The organism is Phycicoccus sp. Soil748, assembly GCF_001428025.1.
In the GTDB taxonomy this organism is placed as follows: domain Bacteria; phylum Actinomycetota; class Actinomycetes; order Actinomycetales; family Dermatophilaceae; genus Pedococcus.
In genome coordinates, this window is record NZ_LMSC01000005.1 from 383136 (window position 1) to 406419 (window position 23284).

A 23284-nucleotide genomic window follows, 5' to 3' on the forward strand; every position below is an offset into this window, starting at 1 on the left:
GCACGTCATGACCCTGTTGTGGGATGCAGACCCCGCGGCCACCGACCGCTACGACTTCGCGGTCGGGCAGGTGACCCGGGTGGACACCCAGGCCGCCATGGTGCGAGCCCTGGAGGAGGCGCCCGAGGAGCAGCTCGTCCTCATCGGCCCCGATGTCGACATGGAGGGTGCCTGCCAGTTCAGCGAGTTCTGCCGGGTCGAGCGCCCCAACCTCGGGGTGCTCCTGCTGCGCCGGCGCCTGGACGTCAACGTCCTCGGCCAGGCGCTGCGCTCCGGCGTGCGCGAGGTCATCACGGCCGACGACCTCACCGGTCTCGCCGACGCCGCACGTCGCAGCCGTGAAATCTCCTCGCGCGTCGCCGGCCACGCCGGGGACACCGCGGGCAGCACGCGCTCGGCACGTGTCGTCACCATCTTCTCCGCCAAGGGCGGCGTCGGGAAGACGACCTTCGCCACAAACCTCAGCACCTACCTCGCCTCCACCGGCTCCAAGGTGCTGCTCATCGACCTGGACCTGGCGTTCGGCGACGTGGGCATCAGCCTGCAGATGCTGCCGCAGAACTCGATCATCGACCTGGTCGGCATGGCAGGCCACATCGACGAGCAGGCCATCAAGTCGGTCGTCACCAAGCACGACAGCGGCCTCGACACGATCAGCGCCCCGGCCGAGCCCAGTGACGCAGACCGCATCCCCGGCTCGATCGTCGGGGAGCTCATCCGCGTGGCCAAGCGCCACTACGACTACGTGCTGCTCGACACCCCGCCGGCCTTCACCTCCCACGTCCTTGCGGGCTTCGACGACAGCGACCTGCTCGTCCTCATCGCCACCCTCGACATCCCGGCGGTGAAGAACCTGCGCCTCACCCTCGACACGCTCGACCTGCTCGGCAACCCCAAGGACACCCGCCTCATCGTCCTCAACCGCTCCGACGCCAAGGTGGGCCTGCGCGCCGAGGACGTCGTCGCCGCGCTCAAGCAGGACATCGCGATCATGGTCCCCAACAGCACGGCGGTCCCGGCCTCGGTCAACCGCGGTGTGCCGATCATCCTCGACGAGCCGAAGCACCCCGTCAGCGTCGCCCTGCGCGAGCTGGCCGAGAAGTTCGTCCGCACGCCCGAGCCCAGCACCCGTGCCGACGGCCAGAAGTCCTCGGAGGCCGGCAGCGGTCGCTCGAGCCGCTGGTCGCTCTCCCGAGGAGGTAACCGATGAGCCTCGCCGAGCGCCTCGAGAGCGTCCGCCGCAGCCAGCAGGCCGCCAACGACGCCGCCAACAACACCCCGGCGCCGTCGGCGCACGAGCGACAGCGCGTCGTCGACCCGTTCGCCGCGGTCAAGGCGAGCGTGCACCAGGCGCTGCTCGACTCCCTGGGACCGCAGCTCTACGACCCTCACCTCGACCAGTCCGAGCTCGAAGCCAAGGTGCGGCACACGCTGCAGGAGGTCATCGACCACGAGGAGACCCCGCTGTCCCTCGCGGACCGCACCCGGATCTCCCAGGAGGTGGCCGACGAGATCCTCGGCCACGGCCCGCTCGAGCCGCTGCTTCGCGACTCGGAGATCTCCGAGATCATGGTCAACGGCCCGGACTCCATCTATGTCGAGCGCGCTGGCAAGCTCTACCCCGTCGAGGCGCGGTTCAGCTCCGACGCCCACCTGCGTCGCACCATCGACAAGATCGTGGGCCGCGTCGGTCGCCGTGTCGACGAGGCCAGCCCGCTCGTCGACGCCCGCCTACCCGACGGCTCGCGTGTCAACGCCGTCATCCCCCCGATCGCCCTCGACGGCTCCCTGCTGACCATCCGCAAGTTCGCCACCGACCCGTTCACCGACAAGGACCTCATCGCCTTCGGCACGTTCACGCCGCAGGTCCGTGACTTCCTGTCGGCCTGCGTGCGCGGCCGCCGCAACATCGTCATCTCCGGTGGTACGGGCTCGGGCAAGACGACGCTGCTCAACGTGGTGTCCTCCTTCATCCCCGACGACGAGCGCATCGTCACCATCGAGGACGCCGCCGAGCTCCAGCTCCACCAGGACCACGTGCTGCGCCTGGAGTCCCGCCCGTCCAACATCGAGGGTCGCGGCTCCATCCCGATCCGCGAGCTGGTCAAGAACTCCCTGCGCATGCGGCCCGACCGCATCGTCGTCGGTGAGTGCCGTGACGGCGCCGCCCTCGACATGCTGCAGGCCATGAACACCGGTCACGACGGCTCGCTGACCACGGTCCACGCCAATACCCCGCGTGACAGCCTGTCGCGCCTGGAGACCATGGTGCTCATGGCTGGTGTCGACCTGCCCGTCCGCGCCATCCGCGAGCAGGTCGCCGGCGCCGTCGACATGGTCATCCAGCAGGCCCGCCTCAAGGACGGCTCGCGACGCGTCACCGCCATCAGCGAGGTCGTCGGCATGGAGAGCGACGTCATCACCATGCAGGACCTGTTCACCTTCGACTACAGCGCCGGGCGCGACGAGCAGGGCCGTTTCAAGGGCACCCTCAAGAGCACCGGCCTGCGCCCGAAGTTCGCCGCAGAGCTGCACGACCAGGGGATCGAGCTCGCCCCTGACATCTTCGTCCGGGGGATTTGATGCGCTTCTCCCTCCCGCGCAGGCTCGGCGCCGCCGTGGCGCTGGCCTCCGTGGCGCTGCTCTCGGGGGTCTCCTCCGCCGGCGCAGCCCAGGCCCCGACCGTGAACATCACGGGCATCGAGGCCAAGAACGGCAACCTCGTCGGCCTCATCTCCGCCAGCGGCGGTGCCGACATCAACCCGGCCCTCACGGTCACGGTTTCCGGCAAGGACCACCCCGTCGACGCCATCACGTCGGGCCAGGGGTCACCGGTCGCCAGGACCGCCGTGATCGTCGTGGACACCAGCGGCTCGATGGGTGAGCCAGGCATGGCCACTGTCCGCACCGCCGTCGCAGCCTTCCTCAAGAGCGTGCCGGACGACGTCCGGGTGGGCGTGGTGTCGTTCTCCGGCAAGGCCGTCACCAACCTCGTGCCCACCGCCGACCACGGCAAGGTGCAGTCTGCGGTCAACGCCCTGAAGGCCAACGGCGAGACGGCCCTGTACGACGGCGTCCAGCTCGCCGTGCGCACCCTCGGCACCAAGGGGGAGCGCAGCATCCTGCTCCTCTCCGACGGGGGCGACACCGCGAGCCGGAGCACCCAGGCAGCCGCCACGGCCGCGCTCAAGTCCGGCGGGGTCCGCGCCGAGGCCGTGTCCTTCAAGTCCAACGAGGGCAACGTCGCGGTGCTCAAGGGCTTCACGTCCGCCGGCGGCGGGTCGGTGGTCTCCGCTGCCAACGCCGGCGCGGTCGCCAGCGCCTTCACCAGCGCCGCGCAGACCCTTGCCTCCCAGCTCACCTTCTCCATGCCGCTGCCCCCGGGCGTCACCGCGGTCCAGAACATCAAGATCTCCGGCGAGGCAGGCGGCGCGAAGTTCGCTACCACCGCCCTGGTCGACTTCGGCGACGGTGTGCCCGTCGCCACGCCCACCTCCACCACGGCCGCCAAGACGCCGATCACCGGGCCCACCGAGGACGTCGTCAAGGCCACGTCGCCCGGCTCGAAGATCCTCGGCCTTTCGCCCATGGTGCTGCTGGCCGTCGGTGCGGTCTTCCTGGCGCTGGTGCTGTTCGGGCTCGCACTGTCCAGCTCGTCCTTCAAGTCCGGGCGCCAGACCCGCGTCGAGAACATCGACCGCTACGTTGCCCCGGGTGCCGCCCCGAAGAAGAAGGACCGCCAGCGCGCGGTCTCCGAGAACCTCGTCTTCTTCGGCGATAAGGTGATGGAGGGTCGCGAGTCGACCGGCAAGACCATGGCACTCATCGAGCGCGCCGACCTCCCGCTGCGACCCGGTGAGTGGTGGGTGCTGCGGATCGTGGCCGTCGTGGTCGGGGTCGCCGTCTCCATGACGCTCATCCGGGGAGGGCTGATCATGACCCTCGTCGCGGCCCTGATCGGTGTCGTGCTCGGCCTGCTCGCCCCGGCGTTCGTCCTGCGGTTCCTTGCCAAGCGCCGTGCCAAGAAGTTCGACCACCAGCTCCCCGACGTGCTCACCCTCGTCGCCAGCAGCCTCAGCACCGGCTTCTCCCTCCCGCAGGCACTCGACGCCGTCGCCAAGGACGCTGCAGACCCCGCGGCCAAGGAGTTCGCGCGGGCGCTGGCCGAGACCCGCATCGGCGCCGACATCGCCGACGCCCTCGAGCGGATGGCCGACCGGATGGACAGCGGCAACATGCGTTGGACCGCCATGGCGATCCGCATCCAACGCGAGGTCGGTGGCAACCTGGCCGAGACCATGCGCACCACCGCCAAGACGCTGCGCGAACGCGAGGAGCTCGGCCGCCACGTGCGGGCCCTGTCCGCCGAGGGACGGCTCTCCGCCTACATCCTCATCGGCCTGCCGATCGGCATCTTCTTCTACACGATGCAGACCAACCGGGCCTACGTCGAGCTGCTCTGGACGCGCCCCCTGGGCCTCATGATGATGGCGGCCGGATTGGTCTCTCTCGGCATCGGTGTCTTCTGGATGCGTAAAGTCGTGGATGTGAAGGTCTGAGATGGGAACCATGTTGCTGATCGTCGGCCTCGTCGCCATCGCCGGGGCGCTCGTCACCATCGTCATCGCCGCCTCCTCGGGGGCTGGACAAACCACCGGCGTCGCCCGGTCCCTCGAGCTCATCGAGAAGACCATCGACCGTCGCGAGGTGAGCAAGTCGGACCTGCCCGCCATGGAGCGGCTCGTGGCACCCGTACTCGCCAGGACCCGCGCGATCGCCTCCAAGCTGTCGCCCACGGGTACTCAGGAGGGCCTGACGCGCCGGCTGGACCTGGCGGGAAACCCCGGCACCTGGACCGCCGAGCGGATCATGGGTGGCAAGGGAGCCGGCCTGCTCATCGGGGCTGTCCTCGGCCTCGCGTTCGGCGGCTTCAGCCCCAAGGGCCTGCTCATCGCCCTCGGTGCCGCGGCGGCCGGTTTCTACCTGCCCGACCTGCTGCTCATGAACGTCGGCCAGAAGCGCCAGGAGGAGCTGCGCCTCGGCCTGGCCGATGCCCTCGACATGCTCACCGTCTGTGTGGAGGCCGGGCAGGGCTTCGACGCCGCCCTCATGCAGGTGGCCAAGTCCACCACCGGACCCATCTCCGGCGAGTTCGCCCGCGTGCTGTCGGAGATCCAGATCGGCAAGTCGCGTGGCCAGGCGTTCAGCTCGCTCGCCACCCGAACCACGGTCGCTGAGGCGAAGACGTTCGTCAGCGCCCTGGTCCAGGCGGACCGCCTCGGCCTGCCCATCGGCAGCGTGCTGCGCGAGCAGTCCAACCAGATGCGCCTCGTGCGTCGTCAGCGCGCCGAGGAGAAGGCGCAGAAGGTGCCGGTGAAGATCCTGTTCCCGATGCTCCTGTGCATCTTCCCGGCACTGTTCATCGTCATCATCGGCCCCGGCGCCATCAAGATTGTCGATGCCTTCAGCGGCGGCGGCCTCTGACCTCAGCCGGGGCGATCAGGCGTCAGCGGCGGGTGTGGCCGACGGACTCCGAGCGGACCAGCCCCAGGCGCAGCGCGGCCATGACCGCGGACGCGCGGTTGTGGGCCCCGAGCTTCTCGTAGACCTTCGAGACGTGGGTCTTGACCGTCGACTCGCTCATGTAGAGGCGCTTGGCCACCGCGGCGATCGAGTCGCCGGCGACGAGGCGGTCGAGCACCTCAGCCTCGCGCGGCGTCAGCTTGGGCTTGTCGTTGGAGTCGCGACGGCGCAGCGCCTCGGCGAGCCCGGTGGCCATGAAGGCGTCGGGGGCCACCGCGGCACGACGGACCGCGGCGATGACCTCGTCCGAGGGGGCCGACTTCAGCACCAGCGCGGAGGCCCCCAGGTCGAGGGCCTCCAGCAGGGTCTCGTCGTCGTTGTGCATGGTCAGCACGACGATGCCGAGCCGCGGGGAGGCTTCGCGGGCCGCCCGGGCGAGCACCAGCCCTGACCCGTCGGGCATCGAGACGTCGACCACGAGCACGTGGATGAGGCTGTGGGCGAGGACGGTGCGCCCTTCGGCGATGCCCCCGGCCTGGCCGACGACGGCGAGGTCGGGCTCGCTGTCGATCATGCGGCACACGGCCTCGCGGACAAGGGTGTGATCGTCGATCACCACGACGTTGATGGTCATGACGGCTGGGGGATCCTTTCGTTGGAGAGCGTGGCCGACGGTGCGGCCCCGCGGCCACGCATGCGCATGCGGACCGCGACACCGTCGCCGGCATACGGCTCGACCGAGATCTCGCCGCCGAGGGTGGTCAGGGGGTGGTCGGCGAAGTCGCGCGGGCCGAGCGAGCTGGTGCCGTTGTGGGCGACCCAGAGCTCGACGCGCGGGGCCGCGACGTTGAGGCGGACCTCGACGGTCTCGGCGTTGAGGGAGTGCCGCGCGTCGGCGAGCACCTGGAGGAAGAGGCGGTAGATGAGGACCTCGGTGTGCGCAGGCAGGCGGAACCCGGTCTCGCTGAGGTGCATCCGGGTGGTCACCCCGGACGTCGACCCGAAGTTCTGCAGGCGGGCACCGATGAGGGCGCCGAGCCCGGTGTCGGGGCGCACGGCAATGCGGAGGTCGGCGATGTGCAGCCGCAGGTCTGCCAGCACGCGGGACACCTCCACGCGGAGCCCGTCGAGCTCCTCGGCGAGCGGGGAGCCGGTGTCACGGGCCCTGCGGCGCAGCGAGTCGATGCCGAAGCCGAGCGCCACCATCTCCTGGGCGATCCCGTCGTGCATCTCGCGGGCGAGCCGCTCGCGTTCCTCGAGGCCTGCTCGTTCGCGCAGCCCGGCGAACAGCACCGACAGGTCGATGTTGGCGGCATGGCGCGAGGCAACCTCGGAGGCTGCAACGAGGTCGTCCTCGGTGAAGGGCGTCACCAGCGGCCGGTCGGCCACCAGGAGGCCCAGGCGGTCGCCATGGTCGTCGTGGAGGGGCACGACGATGACCGAGCGGGCGACGAGGTCGTCCGCCCACTCGCACAGCGTCGGGACGCCCTCGTGCCACGTCCGGGCGAGGATCGAGTCGGGCTCCATGGGGTCGGGCCACGGCGTGCGGTCGGCTCCACGGATGGCCAGCGGCACCGCCGGGTCGTCGCCGTACCCGACGAGGATGGCGCTCCGTGCCGCCCGCATCTGGGCGGCGAGGTCCTGAAGGGCCATCTCGGCCGAGCCGGGGGCGTCGAAACCCGTGTCTAGGGTCTCGGCGAGCTCGTGGAGGCGACGCAGCAGCAGCCCGGCCTCGGCGGCGATGTTGGGGTCGACGACCGGCTCGTCGGCCTCCATCCGGTGCGACCACGCGCCGAGCAGCCCGAAGACCAGGGCGAGCAGCGAGGCCAGGGCGATCTGCTGGCCCTCGCCCTCGGAGAGGTGGCGCAGCCACGCGGACGTGAGGAGACCGGTGACCAGGCCGACCGTGAAGACGGTGAGCGCGCCACGACGGGCAAAGCGCATTCCGGCGTGGAACGCCGGGATGAGGATCAGCATCTTGGACCACGCAGGCGCATAGCCCATGGCCACGCCGGCGGTGGCTGCGGCGACGCAGTACAGGGCGAACAGCTGCATCCGCCCGATCGCGTTGCCGCTCTGGCTGAGGTACTGGAAACCTGAGGCCGCAAGGTCGAGGGTGACGACCAGCAGGATCCAGGGCAGGCCCGGCAGCAGCGAGCCGTCGAGGGCAGCGAGGAGGGCGGCGAGCACGGCGATGCCGAGGCGAAGTCGCGTCGCCACGGACAGTCGGGGAAGCCACCGCATACAGCCCTCCCGTCTCACGACCTCAGCAGTTGTCCACAGAGCGAGGCTCAGACTAGTCGTGTCCTCAGGTTTACGTCGGCTGAAACAGCACCAACACTCCGTGAGCACACACTCCTGCCATGACCTTCGCTCGCTCGTCGTTGGGTGCGCTGGCCGATCTGGCGCTCCCGGTGACGTGCGCCTCGTGCCGGGCCCTCGGCGCTGCACTGTGCCCCGACTGCACCTCCGGGCTCTGGTCGCAGGTGTGGGAGCGTCCCCGTCCGGTGCGCCCGCGGCCCTGCCCGCCGCGGCTTCCGCCCGTGTGGGCCGCCGGGACGTTTGCGGGGGAGCTCGCCGCCGTCGTGGCCGCCTACAAGGACGACGGGCGCCGCGACCTCGCCCCGGTGCTCGCGGGCCTGCTGGCGGGCGCGGTCGACGCCGCGGTGGGTGGCGCGCCGGAGCTGAGGCGGGCGCTGTGCGCGGGCGACGGTCCGGTACTCGTCGTCCCCGTACCGTCCTCGCCTGCAGCACGCCGGCGCCGCGGCGACTTCCCGCTGGGGCAGCTGGCGGCCCTCGCGTGCCACGGCTTCGGGTCGGGGGAGGTGGTCGTGGCCGACGCGCTGCGGCTGCGCCGCCGGGTCGCCGACCAGGCCGGCCTCGGCGCCCGCGAGCGCCAGGTCAACCTCGAGCACGCCCTGCAGGTGCGAGGCAGGTGGCAGCCGGTCGTCGACCGAGCGAGCTGCGTCCTCGTCGACGACGTCCTCACCACCGGGGCGACCCTCGTCGAGGCCGCGCGGGCGCTGCGTGGTGGCAGGGCGAGGACCGTCGTGGCGGCCACGGTGTGCGCCACCGAGCGTCGCGCCGGCCCTCTCGGTCAGCGTCCAGCCGACTCCCGGTAAACGTTGGGTCAGGCGCGGTGTCGCATCCGTCGGACGTGGACTACCGTCGGTACATGGCCCCCCTGGCCCCCGTGCGTGACACGAGAACAGGGCGCCTCGGACGCGGTCCGACGGGCGCCCTGGGCCGGGGAGCGGAGCCGGTACAGCCCTCCCGTCCCCCTCTGGGGCGGAGGTGGTGCCGCGGTTGACCCAGGGCGTGCCGCCCCCGTCTCGCACCACCCATCGCAACCATGGAGGAAAACCGTGGAGATTGTCGTCACTGGACGCCACATGCAGGTCTCGGACCGATTCCGTGACCACCTCGACGAAAAGCTGGCGAAGGTTCCCCAGCTCGCGCCGCGCGTGCAACGCGTCGACGTCGTGGTGAGTCACGAGCCCAACAAGCGGCAGGCCAAGTCCTGCGAGCGGGTCGAGATCACCTGTCACGTGAAGGGTCCCATCGTGCGGGCTGAGGCCTGCCTGGACGACAAGTACGCGGCGCTCGACGTCGCGATGGACAAGCTGATGGAACGGCTGCGCCGGGCGCAGGACCGCAAGCGCGTGCACCGTGGCCGGCACGCACCCGAGTCGGTGGCCGAGGCCACCGCCCGCATCCAGGGCCTCGAAGCCCTGGCCGCTTCGGAGGAGCACTCGCACGACGAGGCGGCCGAGGCTGAGCCCTTCGGCGCCCAGGGCAACAGCCCCGTCGAGATCCGCGAGAAGGTCCACGCCACCGTGCCCATGGCGCTCGACCAGGCCGTCGCCGAGATGGAGCTCGTCGGCCACGACTTCTACCTCTACCACGACGAGGACACCGGCCAGCCGAGCGTGGTCTACCGGCGCCGGGGCTGGTCCTACGGCGTGATCCACCTCGACGTCAGCAATGGGGGAGAGGTCGCCCAGAAGGTCTCCTGACACCTACGACCGTGCACCATGCAGGGCGGCGATGCCGCCCATCCCGCCGCCCATCCCGCCGCCGAACCCCGGACGCCGTCCCAGATGCCGCGTTCGGGGTTCGGCGGCGGTCGGCCTGTTCTGACAGGATGGGCGCGTGAGCAGCGGGGATGTGCACCAGGGGCCGATGACCGACCCCATCCGGGTCGTCATCGCGGACGACCATGTCCTCTACCGTCGCGGCCTGCAGATGGTCGTCTCGCAGGACGACGACATCGACATCGTCGGCGAGGCCGGTGACGGCAAGGAAGCGGTCGACCGCGTCGTGGAGCTGCTGCCCGACGTGGTGCTGATGGACGTGCGCATGCCGCACACCTCCGGCATCGAGGCCTGCAAGACCCTCAAGGCGCTCGTGCCCTCCACCAAGATCATCATGCTCACGATGTCCGACGAGGAGTCCGACCTCTACGAGGCGGTCAAGGCCGGCGCCAACGGCTACCTCCTCAAGGACGTGCCGGGCGAGGAGATCGCGGCCGGTGTCCGCGCCGTCCACCATGGCGACTCGCTCATCTCACCGTCCATGGCCAGCAAGCTGCTTGCCGAGTTCGCCCAGATGAGCCGGCGGCAGGGCGAGCGCCCCAGCGCCGTCGGTGCGCCCCGGCTCACCGACCGCGAGCTCGAGGTGCTGCGCCTGGTCGCGCGTGGACTCGCCAACAAGGAGATCGCCCACCAGCTGTTCATCTCCGAGAACACCGTCAAGAACCACGTCCGCAACATCCTCGAGAAGCTCCAGCTCCACTCGCGCATGGAGGCGGCGATGTACGCGGTGCGGGAGAACCTGCTCGAACCCGGCGAATGACCGCGGGCGCCGCCATCCCGCCGACCCTTCCGGCGCCACTGCGGCTGACCAAGGCCCAAGCGCGACGAATCGCCTTGGCAGCACAGGGCTTCCGCGACCCCAGACCTGCGCCCGGGGAGGCGACGACTCGCCACCTGCAGCGTGTCATCGACCGGGTGCAGGTGGTCCAGATCGACAGCGTCAACGTCGTGACCCGCAGCCACTACCTGCCCTTCTTCTCGCGGCTCGGTCCCTACGACACCGCACTGCTCGACCGGGCGCGTGACCGTGCGCCGCGGCGCCTCGTCGAGTACTGGGCTCACGAGGCGAGCCTGGTGCCGCCCACGACGTGGCCGCTGCTCGACTTCCGGATGCAGCGCGCCCTCAGCGACGCGTGGGGTGGGATGCAGCGGGTCGCCCACGACCACCCGGGCCTGGTGTCGGCCGTCAAGGCCGAGGTGGTGGCCGGCGGACCGATGACCTCACGGCAGGTGGAGGCTGCGCTGGAGCACGACCTGCCCCGGGAGCGCGAGCACTGGGGCTGGAACTGGTCGCTGGTCAAGAACGCCCTGGAGCACCTGTTCTGGTCGGGACAGATCACCTCGGCGGGGCGGACCAGCCAGTTCGAGCGCCGCTACGCAGCCCTGGAGCGCGTCCTCCCGCGGGCGGTCGTGGAGCAGGCGGCCGATCCCGCGCGCAGGCCCTCGCACGAGGAGGCGTTCCGGGAGCTGGTGCTGATCGCGGCCCGGGCGCACGGCGTCGGCACCGAGCAGTGCCTGCGCGACTACTTCCGGCTCAAGCCCGAGCAGGCGCGCCCGGCCATCGCCTCTCTCGTCGCCGAGGGTCAGCTGGTGCCCGTGACCATCGAGGGGTGGAAGCGGGCCGCGTACCTCCACCCCGAGGCGCGGCGCCCGCGACGGGTGCAGGCGCAGGCCCTGCTGAGCCCGTTCGACTCGCTCATCTGGCAGCGGGAGCGGACCGCTGCCCTGTTCGGCTTCGACTTCCGGCTGGAGATCTACGTGCCGGCCCCCCAGCGCGTGCACGGCTACTACGTCCTGCCGTTCCTCTTCGGTGACACGCTGGTGGCGCGGTGCGACCTCAAGGCAGACCGCGCGGCGGGTGTCCTGCGCGTGCACGCCGTGCACTGGGAGCCGGGAGCCCCGGTCGAGGCGCGACCTGCGCTCGACGCCGAGCTCGCGCTGCTCGCCGGGTGGCTCGGGCTCCGCACCGTGGGCTGAGCCGGCGGGACGCCGTGCGAACGACCAGGCTGTGGCGGGATCCTGTCGAAGGATGACGAGATCGTGCTGGTCGGACGACGCGTTGGCACATAACCTTCGGGGGTGACGATTCCTGCCACAGACCGGTCGACGGCCCCCACCCGTACCCCGCGCGTCCACCGGGCCTGGTGGGTCACCGCCGTGGTGCTCGCCGCCCTCGTGGCCGCAGCCGGCTTCCGCTCCTCGACCGGCGCGCTGCTCGAGCCGCTCGAGGGCGAGTTCGGGTGGTCCCGGGCCACCACCTCCGGCGCGGTGACCGCCAACCTCGTCGTCTACGGGCTCACGGCGCCCTTCGCCGCCGCCCTGATGGAGCGGTTCGGCATCCGGCGCGTGGTCACCGGGGCCCTGCTGCTCGTCGCGGTCGGCAGCGGCCTCACCGTCGTGATGACCGCCGCGTGGCAGCTGTGGGTGCTGTGGGGCCTGGCCGTCGGCATCGGCACCGGCGCGATGGCGCTGGTGCTCGGAGCCGTCGTGGCCAACCGGTGGTTCGTCGAGTCGCGCCGGGGCCTGGTCACCGGTGTCTTCTCCGCGGCGGGGGCAGCCGGCCAGCTCGTGTTCCTCCCCGGCATCGCCGCGCTCGCCACCGGACCGGGGTGGCGGTGGGCGGCGGTGGTCGTGACCGCGGCGGCGCTGCTCCTCGTGCCCCTCGTCGCGCTCGTGGTGCGCGACCGCCCGGCCGATCTCAGGTTGCGGCCCTACGGCGCCGAACCGGGGGAGGCGCTCGACGAGCAGCTGGCCCCGCCCCGTACCTCCGCGGAAGGTCCCGCTCGCACGGCCCTGCGCACGCTGCGGGAGAGCGCCCGGTCACGGACGTTCTGGATCCTCGTAGGGACGTTCTGGGTGTGCGGGTGGTCGACCAACGGCCTCATCGGCACCCACTTCATCCCCGCCGCCCACGACCACGGGATGCCGGAGACGACGGCGGCCGGTCTGCTCGCCCTGGTCGGCGTGTTCGACCTGGTCGGGACCATCGCCTCGGGCTGGCTCACCGACCGGGTCGACCCGCGGATGCTGCTGTTCGGCTACTACGCGCTGCGGGGGCTGTCGCTGCTGTTCGTGCCGGCGCTGCTCGGTCCCGCGATCGCCCCGAACCTGTTCCTCTTCATCGTCTTCTACGGCCTGGACTGGGTGGCGACCGTGCCCCCGACCATCGCGCTGTGCCGGCGACACTTCGGAGTCGCGCGGTCGGGGATGGTGTTCGGTTGGGTCTTCGCCGCCCACATGGTCGGAGCCGGTGTCGCCGCCTCCTACGCCGGCTGGGTCCGGCAGGGGACGGGCGACTACTTCACGGCGTGGCTGACGGCGGGCGGGCTGTGCCTCTTCGCTGCGATGGCGTGCCTGGCCGTCTCGGCGTCGCCCGAGCATGGTCAGTGGAACGCCGAGGGGGAGCAGGCGGAGGTCGCGGCCGTCACCTGACCGTCCGGACGGCTCCCGTCCGACCGGCCGGTGCGGTTGACAGCCGTGCTTCCCTGTGGGGCATGAGCGACGTGGAGGTGCGGCCCAACCCCGACGAGCAGCGGTACGAGGCGTGGCTGGACGGAGAGCTCGCGGGCTTCGCTGCCTACCGGATCTCGCGCGGCCACCTCGTGCTCACGCACACCGAGGTCGACGACGCCTACGAGGGCAAGGGCGTCGGGAGCGCCCTGGCCCGCGGGACCCTCGACGACATCCGGGCGCGGGGCGAGCACGACGTGGTGGCGCTGTGCCCGTTCATGTCGGCGTGGATCGACCAGCACCCCGACTACCAGGACTTGGTCGCCCCCTGACCTCAGCGGCCGGGCTCGTCCCCTGTCTTGGGGGCGGGACGGTCGCGACGGACCGGCGGGTGCTCGCGGTACCAGTCCCGCCAGATGAGGCGGTGCACCGGGACGAGCCGCGGGACGTCACGCAGCCCAGGGATCAGCGGCAGGAACATCAGGCCCAGCGTCAGCACCATCATCAGGCCCCAGACCTGCGCGTCGGCGTTGTCCGAGGTCGAGAACGGTGCGACCTGGTACCAGAACGTGTAGAGCCACATCCACGGCTGGCCGGGGTAGTTGCCCGTCTCGTTCATCATCCCCCACTGGTCGCCGCCGAGCTGCTGGGCGCGGGCGGTGTCCTCGAGGTAGGCGCCGTCGCTGAGCAGGAGGATCGTGCGCGTCTGGTCACCGCCGTAGAAGTTGCCCGACGCGGCGAGCTGGCCCTCCAGGCCGCCGCTGCGCGCGACCGCCAGGAACGACTGCGCCAGCACCGGGACCGGGCCGTAGCTGCCGGAGGCGACGGCTGCGGGGTTGCCGTCGGGTGCCTTGGCCAGCGCGTCGCCGTACGCCGTGGCCCACGCCGTGCGCGTGCCGGCCGGGGCGCTCCGCCAGGCGGCCAGCGCCGCCTTCGTCGGCGCGTCGGCGGCGGCCCGCGTCAGCGGGTCGAGCACCAGTGCGGCGGAGTCCACCGGGATGCGCACCCCGCCCCACTTCTGCAGGGGGATGCCCAGGACCTTCTGGCCCTCGGAGGCGGTGTTGTACGGCGCGCCGTAGGTGGCGCTGACGCTGGTGCCGGCCAGCTCGGAGGTCGCCGTCGCCACGACGTCGGCCGGTGCCGCCTGCGCCCAGCCCGACATCGTGATCGAGCGCTCGTCCGGGGAGGAGAACACGGCGGCGAGGGCGGCGGTGAGCAGGGCCACGACGGCCAGCGCGACGACGAACTCCTTGACGAGGTCGTACGGCCGTGTGGCGAACGAGTGCGAGTCGGGGGTCCGCGTCGCGACGGGGTGCGGCCGGCCCGGCCGGGTCTGTCGAGGCCTCGTGGGGGTGTGGGTGGCCACCTCACTCACCGTCCCTCGCGTCGATGGGCGGCACGACGCCGTGGCGGCGGACCAGCACGACGTGCAGCACCGTGATGAGGCCGATCGCGAGGGGCAGCAGGACGACGTGCCACAGGAGCATCTGCCCGGGGTTGAGCACGTTGAACCAGGCGCCCACGCCGATGGCGTTGATGCCGTCCTTGGCCTCGGCGCTGATCCACTGGGAGTCGAAGTTGGACTGCGACAGGTACCCGGTGAAGGCGGTGCCGATGGAGGTCACGAAGGCGATGACGCCGGTGACCCAGGTCAGCAGGCGCCCGCCCCGCCAGGCGGCCATCCAGAACTTGCCCCACAGGTGGATGACCATGAAGCCGAAGAACAGCTCCACGCTCCACAGGTGCAGCGAGTTGACGAAGTGGCCCAGCGACGACACGTGCCACCAGGCGACTCCGCCGACGGCCAGGACGCAGCCGGTCGCCACCACGACGACCAGCGAGGCCACCGTCAGCACCCCGAACACGTAGATCCACGACGACACGAAGACGGGCTGGCGGTCGGGCAGGGCCTGGCCAGGTGGCACCGTGCGTTCGATGCGCTCGCGCAGGGCCCGGGTCCAGCTGTCCGCAGGTCGGCGGGCAGTCTCTCGCCGGGCTGCGGCGCCGGCGCCGCTCACGGCCGGTCCCCGGAGTCGTCCCGGGCCCAGGCAGAGCGCCCGAAGGGGACCACCATGGCGATGACGAACACCACGACCATCGCCAGGATGATCAGCAGGTTGGCCAGCTCGATGCGGAACCAACCCCAGTGGACGACGTGCGGCGACGCCGCCATGACTGCTGCTGCACGGACCATCTCGACCTCGGCTCGTCCGCGGGCGGTGGGCTGCCGCCCTCGTGCCATGGTCGACCGGTTACCCCTCCCCGCACAGGGCCCAAGGTCCTCCCCGGCGCGCTCGGCACGTCGCCGGAACCTGCTCGGGGGGCGACGCGTTCGCCGACCGGGGACCATTCACCACCCCGGGGCGTCCACAGGCGCGCACCGACTCGACTAGCCTAGGTCGGGCCGTTGCCACCCGGACGTCCACGGCTGCGATCTTCCGGGCGTAGCAGGAGATCAGAACTTCAGGAGATATTGCGTGTCCAAGATCGTCGAACGACTGCTGCGCGCCGGTGAAGGCCGCATCGTCAAGAAGCTCCATGGCATCGCCGCGCAGGTCAACTCCATCGAGGAGGACCTCGCGGGCCTCACCGACGCCGAGCTGCGCGCCGAGACCGATGTGTTCCGCAAGCGCCTCGCCGACGGCGAGACCCTGGACGACATCCTGCCCGAGGCCTTCGCGGCGGTTCGTGAGGCGTCCAAGCGCACCCTGGGCAAGCGCCACTTCGACGTCCAGCTCATGGGTGGGGCTGCCCTGCACCTGGGCAACGTCGCCGAGATGAAGACCGGTGAGGGCAAGACCCTGGTCGCGACTCTGCCGTCCTACCTCAACGCGCTCGAGGGCAAGGGCGTCCACGTCGTCACGGTCAACGACTACCTCGCCGAGTACCAGTCCGAGCTCATGGGCCGCGTGCACCGCATGCTCGGCCTCGAGACCGGCGTCATCCTCGCGTCGATGACGCCCGCCGAGCGCCGCGTCGAGTACGCCAAGGACATCACCTACGGCACCAACAACGAGTTCGGCTTCGACTACCTGCGGGACAACATGGCTTGGTCCATGGACGAGCTGGTGCAGCGCGGCCACAACTTCGCCATCGTCGACGAGGTCGACTCCATCCTCATCGACGAGGCCCGCACCCCGCTGATCATCAGCGGCCCGGCCGACGCCGCCACCAAGTGGTACGTCGAGTTCTCCAAGATCGCCCAGCGCCTGACCCGCGGCGAGCTCGAGTCCGGCGAGGGCGACTACGAGGTCGACGAGAAGAAGAAGACCGTCGGTGTCCTCGAGGCCGGCATCGCCAAGGTCGAGGACTACCTCGGCATCGACAACCTCTACGAGTCCGTCAACACCCCGCTCATCGGCTACCTCAACAACGCCATCAAGGCGAAGGAGCTGTTCAAGCGGGACAAGGACTACGTCAACATGAACGGCGAGATCCTCATCGTCGACGAGCACACCGGCCGCATGCTCGCTGGGCGCCGCTACAACGAGGGGATGCACCAGGCGATCGAGGCGAAGGAGGGCGTCGAGATCCAGAACGAGAACCAGACGCTCGCCACGATCACCCTGCAGAACTACTTCCGCATGTACGACAAGCTCTCCGGCATGACGGGCACGGCCCAGACCGAGGCCGCCGAGCTCAACTCGATCTACAAGCTCGGCGTCGTCCCGATCCCGACGAACCGGCCGATGATCCGCAAGGACCAGCCCGACCTCGTCTACCGGACGGAGGAGGCCAAGTACACCGCCGTCGTCGACGACCTCGTCGAGCGCTACGAGCAGGGCCAGCCCGTCCTCGTCGGCACCGTCTCGGTCGAGAAGAGCGAGTACCTGTCCGACCAGCTGCGCCGCCGCGGCGTCCCGCACGAGGTCCTCAACGCCAAGCAGCACGAGCGTGAGGCGGCCATCGTCGCCCAGGCCGGCCGCAAGGGCGCCGTGACCGTCGCGACCAACATGGCCGGACGCGGTACCGACATCATGCTCGGCGGCAACCCCGAGTTCATGGCCGTCGCCACCCTCAAGCAGCAGGGCCTCGACCCGGAGGAGACCCCGGAGGAGTACGAGGCAGCCTGGGACGAGGCGCTGGCCAAGGCCGAGGCCGCGGTCCAGACCGAGCACGACGAGGTCAGCGGCCTCGGCGGGCTCTACGTCCTCGGCACCGAGCGCCACGAGTCGCGGCGCATCGACAACCAGCTGCGTGGACGCTCCGGCCGCCAGGGAGACCCCGGCGAGTCCCGGTTCTACCTCTCGCTGCAGGACGACCTCATGCGCCTGTTCAACGCGGCGATGGTCGACCGGTTCATGACCACGGCCAAGATGGAGGACGACGTCCCGATCGAGTCCAAGATGGTCAGCCGCTCCATCCAGAGCGCGCAGGGCCAGGTCGAGGGCCGCAACTACGAGATCCGCAAGAACGTCCTCAAGTACGACGACGTCCTCAACCGCCAGCGCACCGTCATCTACGACGAGCGTCGCCGCGTGCTCGAGGGTGAGGACCTGCACGAGCAGATCCGCCACTTCATCAACGACGTCGTCGGCGGCTACGTCGACGCCGAGACGGCCGAGGGCTTCGCCGACGACTGGGACCTCGACCGCCTCTGGGCCGCGCTGAAGACGCTGTACCCGGTGTCGATCACCCCGGACCAGCTCATCGAGTCGGTCGGTGGCCGCGAGGCCCTGACCGCCGACGTCCTGCGCGAGCAGATCACCTCCGACGCCCACCACGCCTACGACGCCCGCGAGGAGCAGCTCGGCGAGGAGGTCATGCGTGAGGTCGAACGGCGCGTGGTCCTGTCCGTGCTCGACCGCAAGTGGCGCGAGCACCTCTACGAGATGGACTACCTCCAGGAGGGCATCGGCCTGCGCGCGATGGCCCAGCGCGACCCGCTCGTGGAGTACCAGCGCGAGGGCTTCCAGCTCTTCGAGGCCATGAACGAGTCCATCAAGGAGGAGTCGGTCGGCTACCTGTTCAACGTGCAGGTCGACGTCGACCAGCCGCAGGAGCAGGCGCCGGCGGTCCAGCCGATGAGCGTCTCCGACATGCTCGCCGGGGCCAACCTGGGCGGGGACGGCGACCACGCCGGTCACGACCACGCCGGTCACGACCACGACCACGATCACGCCGGGCACGAGCACGACCACGAGCACGGGGAGCCGGTTCCCGCCGAGGTCGGCGCGCCGGCCGCGGGCGAGCCGCAGTCCTCGGGCGAGCGCACGCCGGCGTTCCGGGCCAAGGGCCTCGAGCAGCCCGTGCGCCGTACCAGCGAGCTCCAGTACTCGGCACCGGGCGAGACCGGCGAGGTCGAGCAGCGGGGCGGTTCGGTCGACGACCAGCTCACCCCCGAGCAGCTCGAGGGCGCCTCGCGCAACGGTCCGTGCCCCTGCGGCTCGGGCAAGAAGTTCAAGATGTGCCACGGCGCGAAGGACTGACCACGGTTCCACGCGCCACCGGGCGCTGACCGCGCGGCAAGCGCCACGCCCCAGCATGACGGCGCCGCACCCACCAGGGTGCGGCGCCGTCCGCGTCCGTCTCCGGGTCACCCCACCTGGAGCGCCTCGACCCGCCACCGGCCGTCGAGGCCCACCAGCCGCAGGGCGAGCGCCCGGACCCGGCCGCCGTCGACCACGACTGCGCTCACCTCGGCGACGCCGTCCGCCGGTTCGCACACCCGCAGGCTCCGCACGACCGTACGCCGCGTCGGCGGCATGCCGCGGCGGGCCGAGACCGCCGCCCGCCGCGCCACGACGGCGTAGACCTCGGGCGTGGTCCACCGCAGCACCTGCGGCGCGGGGCGCACGCCGCCCATCACCTCGACGAGGGCCTGGGCGAGGTGGCCCCCCCACTCGCGCGGGTCGGGGAGGTCGTCGCGCCGGGTGGGCTGCTCGCCGAAGATCTCCGCATCGCTGCGCAGGCTGAAGTCCACGGCGAGGGCGTCCTGCACGTAGTGCGGGCCACGGGTCACCGGAGTGCGCCAGTCGTCGTCGGTCTCCGCGATCACCGGTGGCCGGTGGCGAGGGGTCGGCAGGATCCGCAGGGGCGTCAGGGCCGAGGGTGCCGGCGCGGCAGCACCCGCGTTCGGTCGCTGTTCTTGCCGGGCCACGGCGCTCACCGGGCGCTCACCGTCGCCGCAGGAGCGCGCAGCTGCTGGCCGGGCACCAGCAGGTCGGGGTCGTCCCCGATGACCGAGTGATTCGCCTCGTGCCAGGCAGGCCACGCTGCGGCGACCTCGGCGTCGGAGGCCTCGGGCCCGAGCTGGCGCGCCACGATGCTCCACAGCGTGTCGCCGCGGTGGACGACCACCTCGTCGGCGGTGGCGCGGGCACCCGGGCGCAGCCCGAGCACCTCGACCGGCGCCTGCGGGCGCTGCACCGGGCGCGTCGGGGTCCAGCCCGGCGCGTCGGCACCGTCTCCGCGCCCGGTGGTGGGGGAGGGTGCGGGGCCATCGGTGGCCGGGCGGCTTCCGCGCTCGCCGTGGGCGGAGCGGGGTGCCGGGGCGTCCTGGTCGGTCGTCGCGCGCTCGTTCGGTGCGGTCGGCAACCACTCCGGGCCCGCAGCGACCGTGGTCGTCGTGGTGGTCAGGGTGCTGGGCATGGTGGTGGTCAGGGGTGGGGCCGTCGTCGAGGCCATGGCGGCGGCGGGCGCCAGTGCGCCACCCACGGCGACACCGAGGAGTGCTGCGGCGACGCGACGGGACGCCGCGGGCGCGGCGCCAGCGGCGAGGCGGCCGCACCATCGACCCGCTCGCCCCTCCAGGTGGGACCCGACCGCGACCAAGGTCCCCAGCCCCCACCAGAGCACCAGTGCGGCGGCGCCCGCGGAGGCCGTGAGGCCGAGCACCTCGTCGAGGGTCGCCGGCCCGGGAGCGGCGACCGCGTGCCACGCCCAGCGGGTCGCCGCCACCAGCCCCACCTGCAGGGCCAGCGTCGCAGCCCCGGCCACCGTCGCCGCTCCGGCCACCCGTGCCGTCGTCACCCCACGGCGTCCTCCGTGGTCTTCTCGTCGCCTGCTCATGTCGACCCCCTAAAACATGCATTTGCTAACGTTTGCTTGTGTTCGAACGTAGCAAGGTGCGTTGGCGAACGCAATGGGTGCCTACTACAGTCACCAGCGGGGGTCGGGTGGGCTCGGACGCGGCTCGACATGATGGGCACGGCGACAAGGGGGATGGCGCATGCGGTGGGACGAGCTGTTCGGCGACCTGTCGGCGCAGTGGGATGCCGAGGTGCGCCGCGAGCTCGATGCCGAGGTGGCCGACCGCACGCGCCGGGAGAGGGCGGCGCTGGGTCTCTACGAGCGGCTGGGCGCTGCAGGCGACGCCCGGGTCGGGCTCGGGCTGCGTACCGGCACGACGCTCAGCGGACGCGTCGCCGACGTCGGCGACGGGTGGGTGCTCCTGACCGGTGAGGCCGGGCGGATGGCGCTCGTGCCCTTCGGGGGCCTCGCCGCGGTCACCGGCCTCAGCGGCCGGACGGGTGGGTCAGCGATGGGCCGCTCGTTCGGGTTCGGCTACGCGCTGCGCGGCCTGAGCCGCGACCGGGCCGTCGTGACGGTGACCGACCACTCGGGGGCGGGCGTCACCGGCACGATCGACGGGGTCGGCCGCGACGTGCTCGACCTCTCCGAGCACGCAGCCGACCTGCCCCGGCGCCCGGAGAACCTCACGGGCCGCCGACTCGTCCCGTTCGAGGCCGTCGTGGTCGTCAGCGCGACCTGAGCCCTCACGCTGCGAGCCCGGGCCGCGAGGGTCCGGGCTCGCACCATCGGGCTCCGGTCAGTCGGTGCCCTGGCCGAACGGGTGTGCGGCGACGAAGGTCTTGGTCTCGGAGTACATCCGCTGGATGTACGTCTCGAGCTCGGCGACCTCGACGCGCCACTGGCCGCGTCCGCCGACCTTGATGGCCGGGAGCTCTCCGGACCGGACCAGGGCGTAGGCCTGGGCCGAGGAGATGTCGAGGATCTCGGACACCTCTGACAACTGGATGAACCGCTTGGCCATCATGGGCCCCCTGTCTTTACCTGCCATCGACTGCTCTTGACGGAACCATGGCGTCCCTTGACCAAATTTTTACCATGTCGGTGTGTCCGCGTCCGGTCGATCGCCAAAGTCTCTCATTGTCAGCCGTTTGGGGGAGTTGGCGCCCAAGGCCTGTGGATGACCCCGAACCTGTGGATTCGCTGGGCGGCAACCCGCTGCCCTGCGCCATGATGGCTCCGCCGGCTGCCCAAAGCCGGGCAAACCATGCCGTAGGGGGACGACGACGTGAGTGACCTGCCGGTGCCCAGCGCACGACGACTGCAGAAGCCGGGATGGCGCGACGCGAGACTGGTCGTCGGGCTGGTGCTCGTGCTCGCCTCGGTGGCGCTCGGTTCGGTGGTCGTGTCGTCCGCCGACGACCGCACTCCGGTGTATGCCGCCCGTGGGCCGCTGGTCCCCGGCCGCCCCCTCAGCGCCGACGACCTCACGCGCGTCGACGTGCAGCTGGGCTCCAGGACGAACCAGTACCTCCCGGCCGACTCCGGGCTGGCGCCGGGGCGCTTCGTCCTCCGGGAGGTGGGCGAGGGCGAGCTCGTCCCGCGCGTGGCGGTCGGCAGCCGGGAGCAGGTCGGGGTGCAGCCGCTGGTGCTCTCCGTCGACGCGGGGTCCGTCGCCACCCTGACCGTGGGCAGCAGGGTCGACGTCTACGTCAACCCCGTCGACCCGGCCGCGACGGGGGCGACCAAGTTCACCGGTCCCGAGCTGGCGCTTGCCGGCGTCTCCGTCGGGGGCCTGCCGAAGGCCGCGGGAGGGCTCTCCGGTGGTGCCGGGGGCGATCGTCCCGTGCAGGTGATGGCGCCTTCGTCCCGCATCAAGGACATCATCGGCCAGGTCGACGCGGGCGCCCGGGTGACCCTCGTGGCGGTGCCGGGCGGCACCGCCGAGGCCGACCAGTGAGCCACCCGGTCGTCACGGCACTGACCGGCCCCGGCGAGTCCGACCTCGTCACTGCGCTGGGGGCCACGGCCGAGTACGCCGTCGCCCGGCGGTGCGCGGACCTGCCGGACCTCCTCGCGGCTGCGGCCGCCGGGCTGGGTGAGGTGGCCCTGGTCTCCCCGGACCTTCGTGCCCTGGACCGCAGCGCCTTGCACGAGCTGGCCAGCCACGGCGTCGTGGTCGGGGGTGTGACCGAGCCCGGGGACGAGCTGGGCGAGCGTCGGCTGCGGCAGCTGGGTCTCGACGTGGTGGTGCGCACCGACATCACGGCACCGGAGCTCGAGGACCTCCTCGACGGCCTCGTCCGCGACGGCCTGGTCCTCGCCCACGGCGCGCACCTGACCCAGGACGGACCGGCTGCCGACGCGCAGGGGGAGGCACCCGACGTGCCGGACCTGCCCGCCCCGCCCGAGGCGCCGTGCCGGGTCATCGCCGTCTGGGGACCTGCCGGCGCACCGGGGCGCAGCACGGTCGCCCTCAACCTGGCCGCGGAGCTGGCGGTGCACGGGCCCACCCTGCTCGTCGACTGCGACACCTACGGCTCGTCGGTGGCCCAGGCACTCGGCCTGCTCGACGAGGCGCCGGGGATGGCAGCCGCGTGCCGGGCGGCCGACCAGGGCACGCTCGACCTCATGGCCCTGGCGCGGCTCGCGCCGGAGGTCACCCCGGACCTGCGGGTCCTCACCGGGATCCCGCGCGCCGACCGCTGGACCGAGCTGAGGGCTGCTTCCGTGGCACACGTGGTCGAGGTCGCCCGGCAGCTCGGGGCCTACGTCGTCGTGGACTGCGGCTTCTGCGTCGAGGATGACGAGGAGCTCTCCTACGACACCCTCGCGCCCCGCCGCAACGCCGCCACCCTCGTCGCGCTGGAGTCGGCGGACGACCTGCTCGTCGTCGGTTCCGGTGACCCCATCGGCCTGCAGCGGCTGGTCAGGGCGGTGCAGGACCTCGCCTCGGTCCCGTCACCGGCATCGCCGCGGGTCGTCGTCAACAAGGTGCGCGCTTCGGCCGTCGGCTCGCGGCCCGAGCGCCGCATCGCCGAGGCGCTCGGACGGTTCGCCGGGATGGAGGAGCTGAGCTACCTGCCCTGGGACCAGGCGACCCTCGACGGCGCCATGTTCGCCGGGAAGTCGCTGGCAGAGTACGCACCGGCGAGCGAGCTGCGCCGCGCGTTCGTCGGGCTCACCGAGGCGTATGCCGCGGTGGAGCCGCGCTACCGCCGCCGGCGGCGTCGCCGCTGAACACC

At 71.6% G+C, this 23284-nt stretch carries 22 protein-coding genes; 14 read left to right on the forward strand and 8 right to left on the reverse strand.

Going from position 1 to position 23284, the window contains the following annotated elements:
• Nucleotides 1-7 precede the first annotated feature (7 nt).
• The 4 genes from ASG70_RS04285 to ASG70_RS04300 are packed head-to-tail and all read left to right on the forward strand — an operon-like array spanning nucleotide 8 to nucleotide 5484.
• Complete coding sequence (locus ASG70_RS04285; RefSeq protein WP_056882594.1) at nucleotides 8-1210, forward strand: AAA family ATPase; 1203 nt, start codon at nucleotides 8-10, stop codon at nucleotides 1208-1210.
• Nucleotides 1207-2583 carry a CpaF family protein gene (locus ASG70_RS04290; RefSeq protein WP_056882595.1) on the forward strand — a complete coding sequence of 459 codons (1377 nt, stop codon included), beginning with the start codon at nucleotides 1207-1209 and terminating at the stop codon, nucleotides 2581-2583. The genes ASG70_RS04285 and ASG70_RS04290 overlap by 4 nt, the downstream gene beginning before the upstream one ends.
• Nucleotides 2583-4559 carry a VWA domain-containing protein gene (locus tag ASG70_RS04295; RefSeq protein WP_056882596.1) on the forward strand — a complete coding sequence of 659 codons (1977 nt, stop codon included), beginning with the start codon at nucleotides 2583-2585 and terminating at the stop codon, nucleotides 4557-4559. Before ASG70_RS04290 ends, ASG70_RS04295 begins: the two co-directional genes overlap by 1 nt.
• A 10-nt stretch (nucleotides 4560-4569) precedes the next feature.
• Nucleotides 4570-5484 carry a type II secretion system F family protein gene (locus ASG70_RS04300; RefSeq protein WP_235531329.1) on the forward strand — a complete coding sequence of 305 codons (915 nt, stop codon included), beginning with the start codon at nucleotides 4570-4572 and terminating at the stop codon, nucleotides 5482-5484.
• 22 nt (nucleotides 5485-5506) lie between these two features.
• Here the strand turns inward: ASG70_RS04300 and ASG70_RS04305 are convergent, their stop codons facing one another.
• Entirely contained in the window at nucleotides 5507-6157 is a 651-nt protein-coding gene (locus tag ASG70_RS04305; protein ID WP_156399809.1) for a response regulator transcription factor, read from the reverse strand.
• Nucleotides 6154-7767, reverse strand: a complete 1614-nt coding sequence (locus tag ASG70_RS04310; RefSeq protein ID WP_056882598.1) for a histidine kinase — start codon at nucleotides 7765-7767, stop codon at nucleotides 6154-6156. The genes ASG70_RS04305 and ASG70_RS04310 overlap by 4 nt, the downstream gene beginning before the upstream one ends.
• Nucleotides 7768-7886: 119 nt before the next feature.
• Between ASG70_RS04310 and ASG70_RS04315 the strand changes: the two genes are divergently transcribed.
• From ASG70_RS04315 to ASG70_RS04340, 6 genes are all read left to right on the forward strand, one after another.
• Entirely contained in the window at nucleotides 7887-8645 is a 759-nt protein-coding gene (locus tag ASG70_RS04315) for a ComF family protein (protein ID WP_056882599.1), read from the forward strand.
• Nucleotides 8646-8888: 243 nt separating this feature from the next.
• Nucleotides 8889-9539, forward strand: a complete 651-nt coding sequence (hpf, locus tag ASG70_RS04320) for a ribosome hibernation-promoting factor, HPF/YfiA family (RefSeq protein WP_056882600.1) — start codon at nucleotides 8889-8891, stop codon at nucleotides 9537-9539.
• A 166-nt stretch (nucleotides 9540-9705) separates the two neighbouring features.
• Nucleotides 9706-10377 carry a response regulator transcription factor gene (locus tag ASG70_RS04325; RefSeq protein ID WP_056882740.1) on the forward strand — a complete coding sequence of 224 codons (672 nt, stop codon included), beginning with the start codon at nucleotides 9706-9708 and terminating at the stop codon, nucleotides 10375-10377.
• On the forward strand, nucleotides 10374-11594 hold the full coding sequence (locus ASG70_RS04330) for a winged helix-turn-helix domain-containing protein (protein WP_056882601.1): 1221 nt from the start codon (nucleotides 10374-10376) through the stop codon (nucleotides 11592-11594). Before ASG70_RS04325 ends, ASG70_RS04330 begins: the two co-directional genes overlap by 4 nt.
• A gap of 102 nt (nucleotides 11595-11696) precedes the next feature.
• On the forward strand, nucleotides 11697-13049 hold the full coding sequence (locus tag ASG70_RS04335) for an MFS transporter (RefSeq protein ID WP_235531330.1): 1353 nt from the start codon (nucleotides 11697-11699) through the stop codon (nucleotides 13047-13049).
• Nucleotides 13050-13111: 62 nt separating this feature from the next.
• Nucleotides 13112-13399, forward strand: coding sequence for a GNAT family N-acetyltransferase (locus tag ASG70_RS04340; protein ID WP_056882602.1), 288 nt, complete (start codon nucleotides 13112-13114; stop codon nucleotides 13397-13399).
• 2 nt (nucleotides 13400-13401) lie between these two features.
• Here the strand turns inward: ASG70_RS04340 and ASG70_RS04345 are convergent, their stop codons facing one another.
• From ASG70_RS04345 to ASG70_RS04355, 3 genes are read right to left on the reverse strand one after another with little or no spacing between them, the layout of a single operon-like run.
• Nucleotides 13402-14433 (reverse strand): hypothetical protein, encoded by a 1032-nt coding sequence (locus ASG70_RS04345; protein WP_056882603.1) that lies wholly within the window; start codon nucleotides 14431-14433, stop codon nucleotides 13402-13404.
• Between the two features lies 1 nt (nucleotide 14434).
• The gene (locus ASG70_RS04350) at nucleotides 14435-15085 is read right to left on the reverse strand and encodes a cytochrome b N-terminal domain-containing protein (protein WP_056882604.1); all 651 of its coding nucleotides are present in this window, start codon (nucleotides 15083-15085) and stop codon (nucleotides 14435-14437) included.
• Nucleotides 15082-15309 carry a hypothetical protein gene (locus ASG70_RS04355; protein WP_056882605.1) on the reverse strand — a complete coding sequence of 76 codons (228 nt, stop codon included), beginning with the start codon at nucleotides 15307-15309 and terminating at the stop codon, nucleotides 15082-15084. The genes ASG70_RS04350 and ASG70_RS04355 overlap by 4 nt, the downstream gene beginning before the upstream one ends.
• A gap of 235 nt (nucleotides 15310-15544) precedes the next feature.
• Between ASG70_RS04355 and secA the strand changes: the two genes are divergently transcribed.
• Nucleotides 15545-18496: a preprotein translocase subunit SecA gene (gene secA, locus ASG70_RS04360; protein WP_056882606.1), complete on the forward strand. Its 2952-nt coding sequence runs from the start codon at nucleotides 15545-15547 to the stop codon at nucleotides 18494-18496.
• Between the two features lie 107 nt (nucleotides 18497-18603).
• Here secA and ASG70_RS04365 read toward each other — a convergent pair whose 3' ends face one another.
• Both ASG70_RS04365 and ASG70_RS04370 read right to left on the reverse strand, forming a co-directional pair.
• The gene (locus tag ASG70_RS04365) at nucleotides 18604-19065 is read right to left on the reverse strand and encodes an Rv3235 family protein (RefSeq protein WP_156399810.1); all 462 of its coding nucleotides are present in this window, start codon (nucleotides 19063-19065) and stop codon (nucleotides 18604-18606) included.
• Between the two features lie 107 nt (nucleotides 19066-19172).
• A complete protein-coding gene (locus tag ASG70_RS04370; RefSeq protein ID WP_056882607.1) occupies nucleotides 19173-20039 on the reverse strand; it encodes a LysM peptidoglycan-binding domain-containing protein in 867 nt (288 codons plus the stop codon).
• A gap of 199 nt (nucleotides 20040-20238) precedes the next feature.
• Here ASG70_RS04370 and ASG70_RS04375 point away from each other — a divergent pair, with 199 nt between their 5' ends.
• Nucleotides 20239-20781, forward strand: a complete 543-nt coding sequence (locus tag ASG70_RS04375; RefSeq protein WP_056882608.1) for a hypothetical protein — start codon at nucleotides 20239-20241, stop codon at nucleotides 20779-20781.
• Nucleotides 20782-20838: 57 nt separating this feature from the next.
• On the opposite strand, the gene ASG70_RS04380 is transcribed toward ASG70_RS04375, so the two are convergent.
• On the reverse strand, nucleotides 20839-21063 hold the full coding sequence (locus ASG70_RS04380; protein ID WP_056882743.1) for a helix-turn-helix domain-containing protein: 225 nt from the start codon (nucleotides 21061-21063) through the stop codon (nucleotides 20839-20841).
• Between the two features lie 264 nt (nucleotides 21064-21327).
• Here ASG70_RS04380 and ASG70_RS19830 point away from each other — a divergent pair, with 264 nt between their 5' ends.
• Together ASG70_RS19830 and ASG70_RS04390 are read left to right on the forward strand one after the other, a co-directional pair.
• Entirely contained in the window at nucleotides 21328-21999 is a 672-nt protein-coding gene (locus ASG70_RS19830) for a hypothetical protein (RefSeq protein WP_056882609.1), read from the forward strand.
• On the forward strand, nucleotides 21996-23279 hold the full coding sequence (locus ASG70_RS04390) for a hypothetical protein (RefSeq protein ID WP_056882610.1): 1284 nt from the start codon (nucleotides 21996-21998) through the stop codon (nucleotides 23277-23279). Before ASG70_RS19830 ends, ASG70_RS04390 begins: the two co-directional genes overlap by 4 nt.
• Nucleotides 23280-23284: the final 5 nt, after the last annotated feature.

What these genes read in the sequence shown, in the direction of transcription:
- ASG70_RS04355 (WP_056882605.1), bottom strand. Translation starts at nt 15,309, where the DNA reads ATGGCACGAGGGCGGCAGCCCACCGCCCGCGGACGAGCCGAGGTCGAG.
- ASG70_RS04375 (WP_056882608.1), top strand. Translation starts at nt 20,239, where the DNA reads ATGCGGTGGGACGAGCTGTTCGGCGACCTGTCGGCGCAGTGGGATGCC.
- ASG70_RS04315 (WP_056882599.1), top strand. Translation starts at nt 7,887, where the DNA reads ATGACCTTCGCTCGCTCGTCGTTGGGTGCGCTGGCCGATCTGGCGCTC.
- ASG70_RS04305 (WP_156399809.1), bottom strand. Translation starts at nt 6,157, where the DNA reads ATGACCATCAACGTCGTGGTGATCGACGATCACACCCTTGTCCGCGAG.
- ASG70_RS04340 (WP_056882602.1), top strand. Translation starts at nt 13,112, where the DNA reads ATGAGCGACGTGGAGGTGCGGCCCAACCCCGACGAGCAGCGGTACGAG.
- ASG70_RS04290 (WP_056882595.1), top strand. Translation starts at nt 1,207, where the DNA reads ATGAGCCTCGCCGAGCGCCTCGAGAGCGTCCGCCGCAGCCAGCAGGCC.
- ASG70_RS04330 (WP_056882601.1), top strand. Translation starts at nt 10,374, where the DNA reads ATGACCGCGGGCGCCGCCATCCCGCCGACCCTTCCGGCGCCACTGCGG.
- ASG70_RS04380 (WP_056882743.1), bottom strand. Translation starts at nt 21,063, where the DNA reads ATGGCCAAGCGGTTCATCCAGTTGTCAGAGGTGTCCGAGATCCTCGAC.
- ASG70_RS04285 (WP_056882594.1), top strand. Translation starts at nt 8, where the DNA reads ATGACCCTGTTGTGGGATGCAGACCCCGCGGCCACCGACCGCTACGAC.
- ASG70_RS04310 (WP_056882598.1), bottom strand. Translation starts at nt 7,767, where the DNA reads ATGCGGTGGCTTCCCCGACTGTCCGTGGCGACGCGACTTCGCCTCGGC.
- ASG70_RS04295 (WP_056882596.1), top strand. Translation starts at nt 2,583, where the DNA reads ATGCGCTTCTCCCTCCCGCGCAGGCTCGGCGCCGCCGTGGCGCTGGCC.
- ASG70_RS04325 (WP_056882740.1), top strand. Translation starts at nt 9,706, where the DNA reads ATGACCGACCCCATCCGGGTCGTCATCGCGGACGACCATGTCCTCTAC.
- ASG70_RS04300 (WP_235531329.1), top strand. Translation starts at nt 4,570, where the DNA reads ATGTTGCTGATCGTCGGCCTCGTCGCCATCGCCGGGGCGCTCGTCACC.